Origin of the sequence: Methylobacillus flagellatus KT, assembly GCF_000013705.1 — a bacterium.
Lineage (GTDB): Bacteria > Pseudomonadota > Gammaproteobacteria > Burkholderiales > Methylophilaceae > Methylobacillus > Methylobacillus flagellatus.
On sequence record NC_007947.1, the window covers coordinates 1769343 to 1787132 of the forward strand.

Sequence of the window (17790 nt, forward strand, 5' to 3'; positions counted from 1 at the left end):
TAAAAATAAAAACTACTTTTTTATAAAAAAGCGGAACGGCAATGGTAATCGCCAAGTGAACCGGATGTCAACGCCAATCAGGCGTAGGCATCCGGGTATTGAAGTGGTTAAAGCTTTTCGGCCAGAGCCTTTTCCAGCTTGTTCTGATCAACTACGAAACCACGGATACCTTCCGCCAGCTTCTCCGTTGCCATTGCGTCTTCATTCAGATCGAAGCGGAATTCCTTCTCTGTCAGCAAGGGAGGACGCTGCTTGGTAACACCATTGTCGACCAGCACGCGCTCCAGCTTGCCTTCGGTAGCCTTCAGCTCTTCCAGCAGATTAGGAGATACAGTCAGGCGATCGCAACCTGCCAGCGCAATGATTTCGCCGGTGTTGCGGAAGGATGCCCCCATCACCACGGTCTTGTAGCCGTGTTCCTTATAATATGCGTAGATCTTGCGCACGGATTGAACGCCAGGATCGGTTTCAGCGGTGTAGGTTTCGCCGGTCTTGGCCTTGTACCAGTCAAGAATACGGCCAACGAACGGGGAAATCAGGAACACACCGGCTTCAGCACAGGCACGTGCCTGGGCAAAGCTGAACAGCAATGTCAGGTTGCAGTTGATGCCTTCCTTCTCGAGGATTTCACCAGCCTTGATGCCTTCCCAAGTGGAAGCCAGCTTGATCAGCACGCGATCCTTGGCAATACCTGCATCCTCGTAAAGCTTGATCAGCTTGCGTCCCTTTTGCACCATGGCCTCGGTATCAAAGGACAGGCGCGCATCCACTTCAGTGGAAATCTTGCCTGGGATATGTTTGAGGATTTCCAGGCCGATCAATACAGCCAGCTTGTCGGCAGCATCTTCGATTTGTTGCGCCTTGTCGCCGCTCTGGGACTTGGCGTAGGCAATTGCCTCATCGATCAGCGGGGCATACTGGGGAATGGTGCTTGCTTTGAGCAACAGGGATGGGTTGGTGGTGGCATCATAAGGCTTCACGCTCTTGATCGCTTCTACATCGCCAGTGTCAGCGACGATCGTCGTGAATTCCTTAAGTTGATCGAATAAATTAGCCATATTGCTCCTCCTTGAGAAAATACAGAAATATTACGCTTGAAAACTTGCTTGCCCGACCGGGAGACTGTGCAGCCAAGGACAGGCCCAGACCTCGCCAAAGGAATCGCGCTAGTATAACCGAAATTCATGTATAACTATAGAGCACCACTTCTCGACAATTCGTATGCCAGCAAGGTGGCAACCGTAAGGTCCGCACTCGTTCCAGGGTTTAGCTTCCGGTCTTTCAGCTCCGTATCGAATTGGAGCAATGTTCGCTGGTAGCGCTTGGGGTTCTCATGTGCAAGCAACGCCTGCAAGTGCACGCCGGCTTGGCGGCTGACATCTTCGGCCTGCACCAGACCATGCTTGCGCTGGATATGGCTGTCAGGAAAGCGGCTCAGCAGTGTGAGGTAAAGTACCGTCGTCGCCCAGGCAGGATTCTGCCATTTATCCATTGCCTGTATATACGCTGTCATGCCGACTCCAAATACATCCTCGAACCCATGGGCGTACTGCCAGGCAATACGGTCCCGCCCTGCAGAGGCCTGCATCGCTTCCAGCAAGGTAATTTTCGGTGCTGCGCGCACATCATGTTCTGCAGCCTCGCCCAGGCCGCCCGGAGAGGCCCGGACGATAGCCTTGAATGCGAGCTCGGCATCATGGACATCCAGCTGCGCCAACACCTGCAACAACCGTTGATGCAACGAACCCTTGGCATCAGATAGTGCTGCATGGACCAAGGGGGCACACAACAACACGATGCCAAGATTGGTGTTGCAGCTCACGACTTGCCAAGTCGCTTCCACCGAGGCAAGGATACGCCCGCCGACCGACAATCCCGGCTGCGCAATCACGCCAGCAACGGCATCGGCGCTACGAATGAATTCCTGCACCACCATGCCATGACCGTCGGCGAAGATATGAACATTACCAGGCTTGAGGCTGGTCAGCTCCGCCATGCACGCCGCACGGAACCTATCGGCGATCCGCCTGTTGCTCATGAAACAATCGTCAACGCAGGTTGTGTATGGATGCAGGAGAGGAAGTCATCAACCAGGAGTTGGCCGATATTCACACCAGTAGCGCCTTGCAAGCCTTTCCATGCCGGAATACTGTTCACCTCCAGCACATATAGCTTGCCGTCGCCATCGCGGATGATATCAACACCGCAATAGTCCACATTGACTGCTCGAGCGGCAGCTTCTGCCAGCAGGGCCAACTCGCCATCGGCCGCCACCGCCTCGCAACGGCCGCCCTGGGCCACGTTATTCACCCACTGGCTGCCATGACGAATCATGGCGGCCACCGCCTTCCCCCGGATGACGAACACCCGGTGGTCATGCCAGGCACCCTCGCCGCTATCCACATAGGCCTGCAAGTAATACAGGCCATCCACATATTGCGCCATGGGGATAGGAAAGGCAGTTTCATGCGTCAGCTTACGTATGCCCTGCCCTTGCGAGCCGAACAAAGGCTTGAGTACCAATTGACGGCCTGCCATGGTTTCCCTGAGGTAGATTTCCTGCGCTTGGTAACGCGACTCGCACACCCAGGTTTGCGGCGTCGGCACTTGGTTCAGGTGCAACAGGAAACTGGTCATGGCCTTGTCGACGGTGCGCTCGACCGCATGGCCGTCGTTATAGACCACCACGCCCAGTAACTTGAGTGCATGCAGGATGTCGAGCCGCGCGATCACGCGCTGCAATGTCCCACCTGGCACGCCACGCACGAACACGCCTTTTGGCAGGGCATCCTCAAACCCCGGGATCAGGACTGCCGGCTGATTAGCACCGAAGCCAAGATTGAACACACAATCCTTGAGAGAGACAAATACCGCCTCGTAACCACGCGCTGCAAACGCCTCCTTGAGGCGCTTGCCATGCCAGCCAGGATCATCGGTAAAAACCGGAATGCGGTGGTTCACTATGCGCTATAGCCGAACGACTGATCCAACAAGGTGGCATCCAACTTGCCTCCTATAAAGCTCTTGCCTGACTCCACTGCAGTCACGGTAACTGCAGCCGGGCTGAACAGCATGGGGTCTATCTTGTAGAAGTCCATGTTGACCGCCTTGAATACCTCGGCAAATGGACGGCCATAATCACGGGAAGCGCTGCTTGGCAATTCTTTCGCCAGCTTGGCTGCCGCTTCGTCGCTACCCTTGACGAAAATATGCGCATGACCGCCGAATAGGATGGCATCATTGGTACGCCCCATGCCGATGAGAAAATCCGGCGCAGGTGGAGGCAAAGGCGCGCTTGCGGCGCCATCGACCACATGCTCCAGCGGGAAATGCAGGGTATGGATCTTGTGCAAGGCCACTTCCAGTACGCGCGCCACGATCTGTACAGTACCGGCCAGACTACGAGTTGGAGTCAGGATGAAAGTCAGGTTTTCTGGGTTCACACCGGTATCGCGGGCAACCTTCTCAATCACCTCCTGCGGCGGCACCTTGTCGCTTTCGAGCACCAGCACTGCAGCATCAGCGCTATCCTTGTAACCAAGCTCTTTATAAAGCTCCTCGCGCCCGGCCAGTGCACGGCCAGGACCTGAGCCCAGGGAAAAGAACTTCTCATGGGAAAGACTCCAACCGGCATACTGGCTGCCCAAGCAGGAAAGCACCGGGTTATTGGAATGTACGGACAATGTCCATGGCCAATGCGGGAAAGTGCTGGAGGAATGCAGGTTGACATGGCCCAGGCCACCCATGCAGATTTCAGCAATCAGGCGCCCGGCCTCCAGACCGCCCTCGGCCTTGATGCCGGCGTCAATGATCGTGGCACCGCTGGGCAGCTTTTCCACCAGCAGGCGCAAGGCCTTGGCATTGTCGACCAAATGCTTGACCAATGGATTGGTGAGTTGATTGACACTAGGCCACAGGGTCACATCAAGTTTGCTTTCACTCATTTTTGTTCACTTTCGGGTTGAATGATGGATATATCGATAACTTAAAAATCAAACCTGCATGCTCAGCATGCACTAAATTTCAACAGCTGCAGGAGCCTGTCGCTGCAGCTCGGCAATGGCCTGCAACCGATGCTGCGCCAACGCCTCTGCCACACTAGCATCCGCAGCTTCGGCATATACGCTGCAGACAGGATCACCTGCTACAATCCGGCTTCCTGCGGCAGGCAGGTCGGAAGCCCATGCGGGCCAGTCAAGGTTGCAAGGCACAGTAAAATCCTCTCTGGCATAGCAAACTGCCTGCGCTTGCGACACAGGCTCCACATCAACATCATGCAGCCTGCCCTGGCAGGCATCTAGGTGAATTGCCAACAAGCCAGGGTGGGTGCGATACGCTGCGGCACTCGCCGTCAGTCGCGGATTGAGCTCAAGCACGAAAGTTCGCCCGTCTGGCGTCAGCACGGCATCCACGCTATTGAGGCCCCTGAGCTTCAATGTCTGGGTCAATGCCAATGCTGCCTTGCGCAATACTTCGCAGCAATCTGCAGGCAACCCTACGTTACTGACCAATCCGCCATAGCGAAACGGCATCTTGGCAGATGCCGCTACTTTCTGCATGTTGTAGCCAATCACCCTGACATTGGCACCGTCGGCCGCGAATAGCAAGGAAACCGGCACCCCCGCCAACTCTTGCTGGAAATACTCTCCAGGGCCGGCGCTCCTGTCCGCACGGCGAACATGCGTGCCCCCAGATCCACCCTCGCGCTTCAACAGCCACCCGCACTTGGTGCTGGGTGAGCGTTTAGACGTCGGCGGATGCGGGATATCCAGCTCGGCCAACAAGCTAAAAAAACCGGGCACACTCTTGGCCCGGGCAACGACATCGGCAGCATTTCCTATCAACGGCATACGGGCCGAGACCATCCCCAGCAGTGCAGGATCAGCCTCGAAGCCACTACCGTACAAAAACCCGGCGCACTCGTGTTCGCGGCAGATAGCGGACAAGGCCGCTTCAAAGGCACCGCGCTCGAAACCGCATTCCGCATACGGTAACCTGAGCGCTTGGCTTGCCAGCGTGCTGGTATCTTCATCAGCAAACGCATCTAACGCCAATACTTCATAGCCTGCCGCACAGGCCATCTCCACATAGGGCCTGGCACAAACCGCCGCAATGACAAGCTTGCGAGCCAAGCCAGCTTACTTGATGCTGTTGCGTGCTGTCTCGAATGCAGCAAGGAAATCAAGATAAACCTTTTTCTCTGTTGCTTCGAGCATCTGCTTGAGCAGGTTATGCTGGGTGGTGTACTTGACATTGCCGATCGCCAGAGCGCCAATACCGAATGCATTGGTGCCGGGAATGGCGACGCCGTCCGCAAACACGTCGACGCCTTCGGCACCTGTAGGCGGCACGGCATTAACATCGGCCACCACCTTCAGGGTTGGCGAACCTGCCATCTGCGCCAGGCTGATGACCTGAATCCCGGCAGCAGCGGCACACAACGCAATATCGGTACGCTGCAGGATTTGCTGCTTCAGCGCATCATTGCTGCCATCCGTGTAACCGATCTTGATACCGTATCGCTGGTTGTAGGACGCCGCCTTTTCCTCAACGTCAGCCACGGCACGGTGCGCTACCAGCTCGACTTCCGCACCATACTTGGCTGCAATCACGGCAGTACACCCACCTACCGGACCGGTTGCACCGAACACGCTCACCTTGCGACCGCTAAGATCCCCGCCGAAATTCTTGATCAAATGCTGTTCCACCTTGGCCATCATGGCAGCCGCCGTAGTGAAGGCGCCCGACGGGTCAGCGAATACCGAAACCTCGAAGGGAGGCACCATGGCTTTACGCGCCGTTTCCAGCATATCCATCGCAACATCAATATCACGACCACCGATGAAGATGCTTTCCCGCTTAACCCCGCTGGGGCTACGAGAAAAAATCGCGTCCTGCACCAGCCCGGTCACTTCCTTCAGTTCAACATTGGTATATGGGACAATCTTGTCGAAACCCGCATCAAATGCCATGTTGACATCAAATGGGCTGGCATTCTTGGCAGCCGTGATCAAATGCAATATCGATACTTTTTCCATTATTCCACCTAAATTTATAAAGAATTAATTCCTGTTGACCATGCCTAAATTGCCGCGACGATTGCGGGCAAGTCATTGACGACACCGCCTTCATTGCGTCCTTCACACACCATGAATTCAAGCGCCGGATAATGCGCAAACACTTCTTGCAGATGCGATGCTACTGCCCGGGCTTCACTCTCATCCGGAAAAACTGCAAAGCCGGTAGGTCCCCAGGAGCTTTGTCCGAAACAGGCAACCCCGGCAGCTTCCAACCATTCCAGCACTTCCGTCACCCGAGGGCTGGCATAGCGACCACCTTGGGCAGGGGCAAAATGATCGCCAGTATGCTCCTGCAGCGCACGAATTGCCGCCCCAAATGTAGTTAGGTCATGCTCGGCCAGGGCAGGCAAAGCCTGCATCAGCACATGCCGGCAAAGAGTAGCTGCAGTATGGGAAGGGAACTTGGGAAGGCTGCGGAATGCATCTATTTCTGCATCGCCGTGAACGCCTGTCTGGGTATGATCAAAAATCAGGATGATGCGCCAATTGCCTGGAAATTCAGCCCGCGCGATCACGGGAGGCACCACGGTGTGTTCACCACGCCCGCCATCAATCACCACGCCACCGGTAGCGAACGTCCCGATCCCAATACCCGAGCGGGCGCCCCGCTCCGTCAACAATGCAATATCACGTATTGTCAGGCCAAGATTGAAGAGCTGGTTCAGAGCAACACCGACTGCCAATGCCATTTGCGTGCCCGACCCCAAGCCAGCATGTTCAGGAATGGCCCTCACCAGCCGCATATCCATTCCGCCCTGCAAGCCAAGAGACTCACTCAGCCTGGTCGCCACACGCACGGCGCGGGCCGCTCCCGGACCTTCAGCAGAAAAAACCTGCGCGGGCCACGCATGCAACTCTGTCGCTGGTTGACTCAGGGAAACCCCGATACTGCCAAAACGACGGCCCAGATCCCCGTTCAGGTCAAAGAATCCCATATGCAACCGTGCCGTGGTAACAACACTGACGCCTTGCTTTTTGATGATGATTTCCTTCAGCTTGCGAAAACCGGCACTTTTGGTGCCTACAATCTGCTATTGTAGCCCAGCAGTCCTCGGTTTAAAAAGCCTGGATTAAGAATTTTACCATTGCACCCGGGCATATCGTATGGAACCTTACTTAATATTGAATCAATCTAGGCACATGCCTGTTTTCAGGCACAATCCAGGAGTATAATTCCTGCCAGCGAGCCTACAGGCTTGCACCGGCCAATCGGTTTCACCGGTTTGCAATATACCTGACCAAGGTATACACCTTAAGAAACTAACCAGTTTTCGGATGGAGAACATGACGCAATCGACCCAATTTCCGGCGGATTTGCTGGAAGCAGTGCCCTATCCTGCTGACGGGCTATTGAGCGACGACCTGACGCTCGCGCGGGATGCAAATGGTAACTTATCCTTGCAATCGCCGCAGTGCCCCCAAAGCAAGGCTTTCTTTGAACGACCTCGCAGCAATACCACTCCCGCCATCCATGGAAAGGCAGCCACCCTGGAGGATGCCATCGCGAAGGCGAGCAGCCTGCTCCAGTCCGCAAAACATCCCTTGATGGCCGGCCTGGCAACAGACGTCTACGGCATGCGCGCGGTCATGAATCTCGCCGAAACTTCCGGCGCCACGATCGATCACATGAACTCCAAAAGTTCGATGAAGAACATTCTGGTCATGCAGAATTCCGGCTGGTTCGTGACCACATTGAGCGAAGTGAAGAACCGCGTTGACCTGCTGGTCGTAATCGGTACCGATATCGTCAGCTACTTCCCGCGTTTTTTTGAGCGCGTGATCTGGAACAAGGAGGCGATGTTCACTGAGAACACCGCTGACCGCGAAATCGTCTACCTGGGCGGCCGCGATCTGAATACCGCGCCAGGCGTTTCGCCAAACGGCAAGCAACCGGACGTGCTGCCTTGCGATCTTGACCGTGTGCCTGAAGTGCTCGCCGCACTGCGCGCGATTGTAGCCGGCAAGTCGCTCAAGGCGGACAATGTCGCCGGTATTGCACGCGAATCGCTGGAAAAATTGGCTGAGCGCCTCAAGGCCGCCAAGTACAGCGTACTCGCCTGGACTGGCAGCGCGCTGGATTTTCCGCATGCCGAGCTTTCCATCCAGAACATCGTCGGTGTCGTGCAGGAACTGAACAAGACCACGCGCAGCGCCGGCCTGCCGCTGAGCGGCAACGACGGCGACGTTACTGCCTATAACGTCAGTACATGGATTAGCGGCTACCCGTTCCGCAACTCTTACCGCCGCGGCTATCCCGATTACGATCCTTATCACTACGACACTTCTCGCCTGCTGGCCGAAGGCGAAACCGATGTGCTGGTCTGGATCAGCAGCTTTAAACCGGAGCGTTTGCCACCCCATAGCAATGTCCCCACCATCGTCATCGGCCATCCTGCCATGCAATTTGAACATGCTCCTGATGTCTTCATTCCGATTGCGATTCCCGGCCTCGAAGCCAATGGGGCGCAATTCCGCAGCGACAGCTCGGTAACATTGCCATTGCGTAAACTGCGCGACACCAACCTGCCCACTCTCGCCGATGTGCTCTCTGCCATAGAGTCAGCACTCAAGGCCGATTAAGCAAGTCAAGGAACTAGAAACATGCTGATTAAACTGACAGGTGGCCGGGTCTATGATCCTGCGCACCAAATTGACGGCAAAGTCATGGACATCTACATCCGAGACGGCCGCATCATCGACCGTCCCGGCGATCACGACACCATCGACCAGGAATACGACCTACGCGGCAAGGTAGTCATGGCGGGCGCAATCGACATGCATACCCATATCGGCGGCGGTAAGGTCAATATTGCCCGCCTAATGCTGCCTGAGGATCACCGCGGCTCCGCCACCACACATACGGCAGCTTGCCGTGCCGGTTGTGGCCATGCGGCCCCCTCTACATTGAACACCGGCTATCGCTACGCAGAAATGGGTTACACCGCAGGCTTCGAGCCAGCGCTTTCCCCGGTCAATGCGCGCCAGTCTCACCTAGAAATGTGCGATATCCCCATTCTGGATAAGGGTGGCTACGCCATGCTGGGCAGCGACGACTATTTCCTGCGCATGCTGGCAGCAAAGAAGGATCAGAATGCGATTAACGACTACGTTGCCTGGATACTTCATGCCACACAGGCCATCGGCATCAAGGTGGTCAATCCCGGCGGCATCAACGCCTTCAAGTTCAACCAGCGTGCATTGAATCTGGATGAACAGAACGTGCATTACCAGGTAACACCACGCGAAGTGCTGCAGGCCCTGACGCGCGCCGTCTACGAACTGGGCATTGCCCACCCGCTGCATGTGCACGGCAACAACCTCGGCGTACCCGGCAACGTCGAAACCACGCTCAAGACCATGGGCGCCGTGGAAGGCTACCCAGTCCACCTTACTCATATCCAGTTCCACAGCTACGGCACCGAGGGCGACCGCAAGTTCTCCTCGGGCGCAGCAGCAGTTGCTGAGGCATTGAATAAGCACAAGAACGTCTCCGCCGACGTCGGGCAGATCCTGTTCGGCCAGACCGTCACCGCTTCCGGCGACACCATGCGCCAGTATGCCAACGCCGGTCACGCACACCCGAACAAGGCCGTACTCATGGATATCGAATGCGACTCCGGTTGCGGCGTCGTACCGTTCAAGTACAAGGACAAGAACTTCGTCAACGCATTGCAATGGGCGATCGGCCTGGAAATCTTCCTGCTGACGGAAGACCCATGGCGCATCTTCCTTACCACCGATCACCCGAACGGCGCACCTTTCACCAGCTATCCGCACCTGATCCGCCTGCTGATGGACAAGAGTTTCCGCAACGACATGTTCGCCAAGCTTAACCTGGATGCCCAGGCCATGAGCACGCTGACCTCGATCGATCGCGAATACAGCCTTTATGAAATCGCCATCATGACGCGCGCCGGCGCGGCCAAACTGGTCGGTCTGCACGACCGCGGCCATCTCGGCGCTGGCGGCGCCGCCGACATTACGGTCTACACCGACAATCCGGATCGCGAAGCCATGTTCTCCAAGCCTGACTATGTGTTCAAGGATGGCGAACTAGTGGTCAAGGATGGCCAGGTAGTTAAAGTCACCTGGGGCAGTACGCATACGGTCAAGCCGGATTTCGATCGCAGCATTGAAAAGGATCTCAAGCAATATTTCGACCGCTATCACACCATGAACATGGAAAATTACAAGGTCAACGCCGCCGAGCTTGAAGACGGCGGCCGCGGCAAGGTCATTGTTCAGGAAGCCAAGGGTCGCAGGGAGAAGACAGCATAATGATTATCAACGGCGTAACCATAGACGACACCTTTGCCGAAGCCTTCGGCATGCGCGGCACCCGTGTCATCATCACCGCGCAGAATCTGCGCTGGGCCTACAACGCAGCGCGCGCCATGACCGGCTTCGCTACCTCGGTGATTGCCTGCGGCGTGGAAGCGGGCATCGAGCGTGAGCTCACCCCGGAAGAAACACCGGATGGCCGCCCGGGTGTCTCCATCCTCATGTTTGCCATGAGCAGCGCGGTATTGATCAAGCAACTCGAAACCCGTATGGGCCAATGTGTGCTGACCTGTCCCACTGCGGCAGCATTCTCGGGCATTGACGAAGGCTATCCAGAGATCACCAGGATCAACCTCGGCAAGAACCTGCGCTTTTTTGGCGACGGCTTCCAGATTTCCAAGGTATTCAATGGCAAGCGCTACTGGCGCGTACCGGTCATGGACGGCGAGTTCCTCACTGAGGAAACCACAGGCATGATCCGCTCTGTCGGCGGCGGCAATTTCCTGATTCTGGCGGAATCCCAGCCGCAGGCGCTCGCCGCATGCGAAGCCGCAATCGATGCCATGAGCAAAATTCCCAATGTCATCATGCCGTTCCCAGGTGGCGTCGTGCGTTCCGGCTCCAAGGTCGGCTCCAAGTACAAGGCATTGATCGCGTCGACCAACGATGCCTTCTGCCCCACACTCAAGGGCATCACCAAGACCGAGCTTTCGCCCGAGATCGAATCGGTGATGGAAATCGTGATCGACGGCCTTACCGACCCCGACATTCGTGTTGCCATGCGCGCAGGCATCGCCGCCGCATGCGAGCTCGGCGCCAAGAATGGCATCAAGCGCATTTCCGCCGGCAACTACGGAGGCAAACTCGGACCCTATCACTTCAAACTAAGGGAGATCATGGCATGAGCGCTTTGACCTTCACTCTCAACACAACATTACAGCAACGGGTCGACCTGTCCCCGCTCATCCCTGACAACCTGGCAGGCAAGAGCCTGACAGACATCGGTGCCATCCTGCTGGATAGCGGCCGCGAGAAATTACGCGCGGACAGCTTGTTCGATATTTCGGGCGACGATGCCGCAGACATCGTTTTCAACAACGCCAATGGCAAGCTGGACTTCATCGGCAGCCAGATGAAATCAGGCCGCATCACTGTCAACGGTGGTGCCGGTTCCTATCTCGGCCTGCAGATGCGTAACGGCCACATTGTGCTCAACGGTGATGCCGACGCATTCCTTGCCAGTGGCCTGGCGGGTGGGCTGATCGAGGTCAAGGGCAATGTCGGCGACTTTCTCGCCGCAGCACTACCCGGCGACCGCAAGGGCATGAAGGGCGGCATGGTACTCATCAGCGGCAATGTCGGCGAGCGCGCAGGCGACCAGATGCGTCGCGGCATCATCCTCATCGAGGGCAATGCCGGCGCATATCTCGCCTCGCGTATGCTGGCTGGCACCATCGGCGTACTAGGCAGTGTCGGCGAATACGTAGGCTACGGCATGCGCCGCGGCACCCTGCTGCTGAAGCAGGAACCCAAGCTGCATGCCACCTTGCAGGACTGCGGCACCCACACCCTGCCCTACCTCAGCCTGATGTTCAAATCGTTCCGCGACCTGCCGAGCAAGTTTGCCACGCTCAACCAGAACCGCGTGCAACGCTATGCCGGCGACATCGCCAACGACGGCAAGGGCGAAATCCTGGTCTTCAACCAGTAACCAACTCAGCTACATCACCAAAGCCCGTGCCATCCACTGGCCGGGCTTTTTCATGCCAGAACATCAACAATTGTCAATCTGCTTTGTCATGAACCCAGTGGCATCTAAGCTGCTCAAATCATCGCTGCCCGGCCATCCAGCAGGGCAGCCATATGCTTGAAGACAACATATAAAAAAGGAACACCATGAAAACCAATATCACCATCACCACCTTGATCGCAACTCTGGCCATGAGCGGCTGTGCCAACATGTCAGGAACCCAGAAAGGCGCTGCCATCGGTGCGGGCGCGGGTGCTGTCGTCGGCGCCATTGCCGGCAAAGGTAAAGGTGCCGCCATCGGCGCTGCAGTAGGCGCAGGTGCAGGCGCCCTTGCCGGTAACGTCTGGTCCAAGCGCATGGAAGAGCAGAAACGCCAGATGGAAGAAGCCACCAAGGATACCGGTGTCGAAGTCAGCCAGACCGAAGACAACCAACTCAAGCTGAGCATTCCCAGCGACATCTCCTTCGCTTCCGGCAAGGCCGATATCGAACCCAACTTCCGGGTCGTGCTGGACAACTTCGCCACTACCCTGAAGAACAACCCCAACACCCTGGTCACCATCATCGGCCACACTGACAATACTGGCTCTGACGCCATCAACAATCCACTGTCCGTGAACCGCGCGGCTAACACCCGTGACTACCTCATCGCGCGCGGTATCGCCGCCAGCCGCTTCACCATCGACGGCCGCGGCTCCCGCGAACCGCTGGTCAGCAACGACACGCCAGCCAACCGTGCCAAGAACCGCCGCGTGGAGATTTTTGTCGCGGAGCCTGCGCCCGCACAGTAAGCTTGCCTCGCCTGACTTTATTGGCATACATCCGATGAAAGCCCCGTATATTCAACCTAATATGCGGGGTTATTTCATGGATAAAGCCCTTTTTTGTTGGGACTGACCTGCACAACATGCTTTCAAAGCATGCCCCGCCAATGACTGTAATAACCAAGGCCAGAAGTGAGAATGGGTTCAAGAACGAAGTTCTTAGCTTAATTCCAGAGTCAAAAAATGTAATTCGCGTTAGAACTATTCCAGAAGAATTAGATGATGGATATGTATTAAAGCCAATGGGGCTTGAGAGCCTGCCTGATAGAGCTAACCCCTGAGGTTATCTCAGAGAGAAAGCGGAGGGCTTTAGCTGCAGCGCAGAAGACCAATCCTAGCCTAGACGAAAGGACAAGCACATAAAATTGTAGTTGGAGCAGCAATTGCCACTGCCGCAGCTGGTGCAAACCCTATCTCATTCTGCGTCGCTGAAATAGTGGCTTCAATTCAGATTGGAATGATGACTGGCATCACTTCCGTCTTTGGGCTTGATCTATTAAAAGCAAATTGAGCTTTTTGATTACATCTGCTATTTGCGCAGGAGGGTCTACATTCATCGGTAGAACCATAGTCATTAACGTATGAACGTTCCTCCCTGGCGTCGGAACTATTGCCGGTGGCGTTATTTCTGCCGCAACCTCAAGAGCGGTAACAGTTGGCCTTGGGGAGACATACATAGCTGTCCTCGCAGAAATTTTCTCTGACAATACAAGTTGACGTAGCGCACAGTATCAACAAACCTGCCCCAGGTGGCAGGTTGACATTCTAGACACCACAACTACCCGTATTTCTGCTGCAACCCCGGAATCTCGCTCGCTGGCACCGTGGCAATCACGGTAACAAACTCCCCAAATGCCTTGTCGAGGATTTCGCCATTCATTTTGGCGATTTCCCGCATGAACATATCCAGTTGCTTGTAATCAAGCTCGATGCGGATCTTCTGCATTTCGACAAAAGGTCCGGTTTCCGCAGCATCAAGCGCCATTTTCGCCGTGCCGCCATAAGCGCGGACAAGGCCGCCGGTGCCGAGGTTGATGCCGCCGTAATAACGAATCACGCCGACGCAGACATTGATAAGGTCTCGGCCTTCGAGGAATTGCAGCACCGGCTTGCCCGCCGTACCAGATGGTTCGCCCGCATCGCTGAAGCGCTGCACAATGCCTTGGGGGGTCTTGAGGCGGAATGCATAGGCGAGATGATGCGCGCTCTGGTGAGCTGCTGCCAGGCGACGCAATGCCATGCTGACGGCACGCTCATCCGCACAATATTCCGCGATTGCAACAAAACGGGATTTGTTGATGGTCTGTTCTGCCTGACCTGGCTGTACGATAATCTGCAAACTATCCGACCTTTACCACTGAGCACTTGATTTCACGGGCTACTTGCGGCGCTTACCCCCGAGAATGGAGCCCAGCACTCCGCGCAATACCTGCCGCCCCAATTCAGAGCCAATTGCACGCGCAGCGCTTTTGGCAGCAGTTTCCAGTACACCTTGACGGCTGGTCGACTTCTTGCCCTTGCCTTGCGCTCCTGCACCGCCGCCGAACAAGTCCCCCCAATCAAAACTGTTGTCGTCGGCTTCATCTTGCTCGACAGGCACTTCTGTTGCCCGGCCCTTGAGGATTTCATAGGCCGATTCCCGGTCTATGCTGTTTTCATAATGTCCATAGATGACGGAATTTTTGATCAGCTGCTCGCGCTCGGCAGCGCTGACCGGACCGATACGACTCCCAGGTGGACAGATGGATGCGCGTTCCACGGGTGCTGGGCGGCCCTGCTCATCGAGGAATGACACCAAGGCCTCCCCTACGGCAAGTTCCGTGATGACCTCACCGACATTGACTGCAGGGTTAGCACGGAAAGTTTCGGCCGCCGCCTTGACTGCTTTCTGATCTCGTGGCGTAAATGCACGCAGTGCGTGCTGCACGCGGTTGCCCAATTGGCCGAGCACGACATCGGGAATATCGAGCGGGTTCTGGCTAACGAAATATACGCCCACACCTTTGGAGCGAATCAATCTCACGACCTGCTCGATCTTGTCGAGCAGGGACTTCGGCGCGTCATTGAACAGCAGGTGCGCCTCATCAAAGAAGAATGCCAGCTTTGGCTTGTCCAGATCCCCGACTTCCGGCAGTTTCTCGAACAGTTCGGACAACAGCCACAGCAGCAAGGTCGCATAGACTCTCGGGGAGTGATAAAGAGTATCGGCTGCCAGCACATTCACCACACCCCAGCCCTTTTGATCGGTCTGCATCATATCGTCCAGATTCAAGGCCGGCTCACCGAAAAGCTGGTCGGCCCCCTCATGCTCGAGCTGCAGCAAGGCGCGCTGGATCGCTCCTACGCTGGCGCTGGAGATGTTGCCATACTGAGCGCTATATTGAGTGGAATTTTCGGCAGCGTGCTGAATCATCGCACGCAGATCCTTGAGATCAAGCAGCAGCCAACCATGGTCATCGGCAATCTTGAACACGGCGGTCAATACGCCAGATTGCACATCATTGAGGTTGAGCATGCGCCCGAGCAACAATGGCCCCATCTCGGCGATAGTTGTCCTGATCGGGTGGCCCTGCTTGCCAAAGACATCCCAGAAGGTGACGGGACAAGCAGCAAAACTAAAATCGGTCAGGCCCAGCTGGGCAACGCGCGCATCGATCCTGGCATTGCCGCCGCCAACCTGACTGATGCCGGCCAGGTCGCCTTTGACATCGGCCATGAATACTGGCACACCCATACGCGAAAAGCTTTCAGCAATGCTCTGCAGCGTGACTGTCTTTCCTGTTCCCGTGGCGCCAGCGACCAATCCATGACGATTGGCCATTTTGGGGAGTAGATAAAGGAAATCCGCGCTTTTGGCTAAAGGAGTCGGTGTCATACAACCTCGAAAATTGCGCTATTGAACCAGAGGCTCAACAATACCAGAAATACCCAGCGACAACGCATTGCAGCCCATCACTCCGGCGCGCTGTAACCAATCTTGAGCTCAGCCTCCACTGCCTTGCGGGGGTAATGCGGCGCCAACAACTCAATGAAAGCATAAGCATACCCACGCAGGTAAGCGTCGCGCCGCAAGCCGATATAAGTTGTGCTGGGCGGGAATAGATCGCTCACATCCAGCATGGCCAAGTGGCTATCACGCTGTGGGTCATAGGCCATGTTGGCAACCAGGCCCACACCAAGCCCGAGATTGACGTAGGTCTTGATCACATCCGCATCGATTGCGGTCAGTACCACGTTGGGGTTCAGGCCGGCCTTCTCGAAAACCTTGCTGACCAACGAGCCGCCGGTAAAAGCAAAATCATACGTGATCAAGGGATAGCGCGTGATTTTCTCCAGTGTGATGGGTTGCTCCGCCAACAAGGGGTGGCCTTGCGGCATTACGATGCAACGGTTCCATTGGTAGCAAGGCAGGCAAAGCAGATCGGAATAACTGCTGATGGACTCCGTCGCAATCCCGATATCCGCTTCGCCTTTCTGCACCTGCTCGGCCACCTGAGTGGGATTGCCCTGATGGATGGTCAGCTTGACCTTGGGGTAGCGCTGCATGAACTCTTTTACCGCCGCAGGCAAACGGTAACGCGCCTGGGTATGGGTAGTGGCAATGGTCAGGGTACCCGAGTCCTCATGAGAAAACTCGTCGCCGACACGCTTGATGTTGTCCATCTCGATCATGACGCGCTCGGCCAACTGCAGTATAATCTTGCCCGGCTCAGTGACACCGATCAGCCTCTTGCCATTGCGCTTGAATATCTGCAGGTTGAGCTCGTCCTCAAGCAGCTGGATCTGCTTGCTTACACCCGGCTGCGAAGTGTGCAAGGCATCAGCCGCAAGAGATACACTCAAGCCCTGACGGGCGACCTCACGGATATACCGCAATTGATGTATTTTCATGTGTTATCCCCAGCCTTGGTTTTATAACAAAATCACATATGCATAGAATAACATAACTATTAAAAATATTAATTAACCTGTTATAATGCAAGGCTTTTTCTGGCATGGTTTTTTAACTGGACAACCAGACGTCCCAGATAAAAACAACAATCAACTCATGGACATAGGATACATTCTCTCCGGCTTTGCCGTAGGTTTTCTTGTAGGCATTACCGGAGTGGGAGGCGGCTCATTGATGACGCCTCTACTGGTATTCCTGTTTGGTTTCAAGCCAGTGGTCGCAGTTGGAACCGATTTGCTGTTTGCTGCACTAACCAAGACAGGTGGCGTATGGGTGCACCACGGCACGCATAAGTCTGTCGACTGGAAGGTCGTCGGCCTGTTGTCGGCTGGCAGCCTGCCGGTATCGGTGGTCACTATTTACGTCATCAAGCACCTGATGGCGATAGGCAAGGAAATCAGCGGGCTGATCACTTATGCCCTAGGCATCGCATTGATCCTGACGGCATGCGCCCTGTTGGTTCGCAGCATCCTGATGCGCAACAAGGTGCGGGAAGTTGAGCAAGGGATCATCAGCACCGGGCGCTTCACCGGCTCAACCCAGGTGACGGCCACCATCTTGACTGGCGCCGTGCTGGGGGCATTGGTAACGTTATCTTCAGTAGGGGCAGGAGCACTGGGCACGATTGCGATCCTTCTCCTCTACCCGAAGATGAGCACCTTGAAAGTCGTGGGCACCGATCTTGCCCATGCCATCCCGTTGACTGCGATTGCAGGCATCGGGCATTGGACATTGGGTCACGTGGATTTTGCATTGCTAGGCAGCCTGTTGATCGGCTCGTTGCCCGGTATCTGGATTGGCAGTCATTTGAGTGCCAAAATTCCGGAAAAAGTGTTACGCCCGATCCTGGCAGTGATCCTGTTGCTGATCGGTTTGAAATTTGTTCTAGCATAAAGTGAGCTC

At 55.8% G+C, this 17790-nt stretch carries 16 protein-coding genes; 6 read left to right on the plus strand and 10 right to left on the minus strand.

The window, feature by feature from the left end; genetic code table 11:
* Positions 1-107: 107 nt before the first annotated feature.
* From tal to MFLA_RS08510, 7 genes are all read right to left on the minus strand, one after another.
* A complete protein-coding gene (tal, locus tag MFLA_RS08480) occupies positions 108-1058 on the minus strand; it encodes a transaldolase (protein WP_011479877.1) in 951 nt (316 codons plus the stop codon).
* Positions 1059-1192: 134 nt separating this feature from the next.
* Positions 1193-2038: a triphosphoribosyl-dephospho-CoA synthase gene (locus MFLA_RS08485; RefSeq protein ID WP_011479878.1), complete on the minus strand. Its 846-nt coding sequence runs from the start codon at positions 2036-2038 to the stop codon at positions 1193-1195.
* Positions 2035-2961 carry an ATP-grasp domain-containing protein gene (locus MFLA_RS08490; RefSeq protein ID WP_011479879.1) on the minus strand — a complete coding sequence of 309 codons (927 nt, stop codon included), beginning with the start codon at positions 2959-2961 and terminating at the stop codon, positions 2035-2037. Before MFLA_RS08490 ends, MFLA_RS08485 begins: the two co-directional genes overlap by 4 nt.
* Positions 2961-3944 carry a methenyltetrahydromethanopterin cyclohydrolase gene (mch, locus tag MFLA_RS08495; RefSeq protein WP_011479880.1) on the minus strand — a complete coding sequence of 328 codons (984 nt, stop codon included), beginning with the start codon at positions 3942-3944 and terminating at the stop codon, positions 2961-2963. Before mch ends, MFLA_RS08490 begins: the two co-directional genes overlap by 1 nt.
* Before the next feature lie 72 nt (positions 3945-4016).
* Positions 4017-5132 carry an ATP-grasp domain-containing protein gene (locus MFLA_RS08500; RefSeq protein WP_048811653.1) on the minus strand — a complete coding sequence of 372 codons (1116 nt, stop codon included), beginning with the start codon at positions 5130-5132 and terminating at the stop codon, positions 4017-4019.
* A gap of 6 nt (positions 5133-5138) precedes the next feature.
* The gene (locus MFLA_RS08505; RefSeq protein WP_011479882.1) at positions 5139-6038 is read right to left on the minus strand and encodes an NAD(P)-dependent methylenetetrahydromethanopterin dehydrogenase; all 900 of its coding nucleotides are present in this window, start codon (positions 6036-6038) and stop codon (positions 5139-5141) included.
* Between the two features lie 44 nt (positions 6039-6082).
* The gene (locus MFLA_RS08510; protein WP_048811654.1) at positions 6083-7075 is read right to left on the minus strand and encodes a beta-ribofuranosylaminobenzene 5'-phosphate synthase family protein; all 993 of its coding nucleotides are present in this window, start codon (positions 7073-7075) and stop codon (positions 6083-6085) included.
* A gap of 289 nt (positions 7076-7364) precedes the next feature.
* Between MFLA_RS08510 and MFLA_RS08515 the strand changes: the two genes are divergently transcribed.
* From MFLA_RS08515 to MFLA_RS08535, 5 genes are all read left to right on the plus strand, one after another.
* A complete protein-coding gene (locus tag MFLA_RS08515; RefSeq protein ID WP_229407037.1) occupies positions 7365-8660 on the plus strand; it encodes a formylmethanofuran dehydrogenase subunit B in 1296 nt (431 codons plus the stop codon).
* A 21-nt stretch (positions 8661-8681) separates the two neighbouring features.
* Positions 8682-10358, plus strand: coding sequence for a formylmethanofuran dehydrogenase subunit A (locus MFLA_RS08520; RefSeq protein ID WP_011479885.1), 1677 nt, complete (start codon positions 8682-8684; stop codon positions 10356-10358).
* On the plus strand, positions 10358-11266 hold the full coding sequence (gene fhcD / locus MFLA_RS08525) for a formylmethanofuran--tetrahydromethanopterin N-formyltransferase (RefSeq protein WP_011479886.1): 909 nt from the start codon (positions 10358-10360) through the stop codon (positions 11264-11266). The genes MFLA_RS08520 and fhcD overlap by 1 nt, the downstream gene beginning before the upstream one ends.
* A complete protein-coding gene (locus tag MFLA_RS08530; RefSeq protein ID WP_011479887.1) occupies positions 11263-12072 on the plus strand; it encodes a formylmethanofuran dehydrogenase subunit C in 810 nt (269 codons plus the stop codon). Before fhcD ends, MFLA_RS08530 begins: the two co-directional genes overlap by 4 nt.
* 185 nt (positions 12073-12257) lie before the next feature.
* A complete protein-coding gene (locus tag MFLA_RS08535) occupies positions 12258-12902 on the plus strand; it encodes an OmpA family protein (protein WP_011479888.1) in 645 nt (214 codons plus the stop codon).
* 811 nt (positions 12903-13713) lie between these two features.
* Here MFLA_RS08535 and MFLA_RS08540 read toward each other — a convergent pair.
* From MFLA_RS08540 to MFLA_RS08550, 3 genes are all read right to left on the minus strand, one after another.
* Positions 13714-14274 (minus strand): IMPACT family protein, encoded by a 561-nt coding sequence (locus MFLA_RS08540; protein ID WP_011479889.1) that lies wholly within the window; start codon positions 14272-14274, stop codon positions 13714-13716.
* 39 nt (positions 14275-14313) lie between these two features.
* Positions 14314-15810, minus strand: a complete 1497-nt coding sequence (locus MFLA_RS08545) for a helicase HerA-like domain-containing protein (RefSeq protein ID WP_011479890.1) — start codon at positions 15808-15810, stop codon at positions 14314-14316.
* A gap of 77 nt (positions 15811-15887) precedes the next feature.
* Complete coding sequence (locus MFLA_RS08550; RefSeq protein ID WP_011479891.1) at positions 15888-16826, minus strand: CysB family HTH-type transcriptional regulator; 939 nt, start codon at positions 16824-16826, stop codon at positions 15888-15890.
* A 157-nt stretch (positions 16827-16983) separates the two neighbouring features.
* On the opposite strand from MFLA_RS08550, the gene MFLA_RS08555 reads away from it, so the two are divergent.
* Positions 16984-17781, plus strand: a complete 798-nt coding sequence (locus tag MFLA_RS08555; RefSeq protein WP_048811655.1) for a sulfite exporter TauE/SafE family protein — start codon at positions 16984-16986, stop codon at positions 17779-17781.
* Positions 17782-17790 lie beyond the last annotated feature (9 nt).

Coding starts and splice junctions, on each gene's coding strand:
- tal (WP_011479877.1), bottom strand. CDS start 1,058: ATGGCTAATTTATTCGATCAACTTAAGGAATTCACGACGATCGTCGCT.
- MFLA_RS08485 (WP_011479878.1), bottom strand. CDS start 2,038: ATGAGCAACAGGCGGATCGCCGATAGGTTCCGTGCGGCGTGCATGGCG.
- mch (WP_011479880.1), bottom strand. CDS start 3,944: ATGAGTGAAAGCAAACTTGATGTGACCCTGTGGCCTAGTGTCAATCAA.
- MFLA_RS08505 (WP_011479882.1), bottom strand. CDS start 6,038: ATGGAAAAAGTATCGATATTGCATTTGATCACGGCTGCCAAGAATGCC.
- MFLA_RS08515 (WP_229407037.1), top strand. CDS start 7,365: ATGACGCAATCGACCCAATTTCCGGCGGATTTGCTGGAAGCAGTGCCC.
- MFLA_RS08520 (WP_011479885.1), top strand. CDS start 8,682: ATGCTGATTAAACTGACAGGTGGCCGGGTCTATGATCCTGCGCACCAA.
- fhcD (WP_011479886.1), top strand. CDS start 10,358: ATGATTATCAACGGCGTAACCATAGACGACACCTTTGCCGAAGCCTTC.
- MFLA_RS08530 (WP_011479887.1), top strand. CDS start 11,263: ATGAGCGCTTTGACCTTCACTCTCAACACAACATTACAGCAACGGGTC.
- MFLA_RS08535 (WP_011479888.1), top strand. CDS start 12,258: ATGAAAACCAATATCACCATCACCACCTTGATCGCAACTCTGGCCATG.
- MFLA_RS08545 (WP_011479890.1), bottom strand. CDS start 15,810: ATGACACCGACTCCTTTAGCCAAAAGCGCGGATTTCCTTTATCTACTC.
- MFLA_RS08550 (WP_011479891.1), bottom strand. CDS start 16,826: ATGAAAATACATCAATTGCGGTATATCCGTGAGGTCGCCCGTCAGGGC.
- MFLA_RS08555 (WP_048811655.1), top strand. CDS start 16,984: ATGGACATAGGATACATTCTCTCCGGCTTTGCCGTAGGTTTTCTTGTA.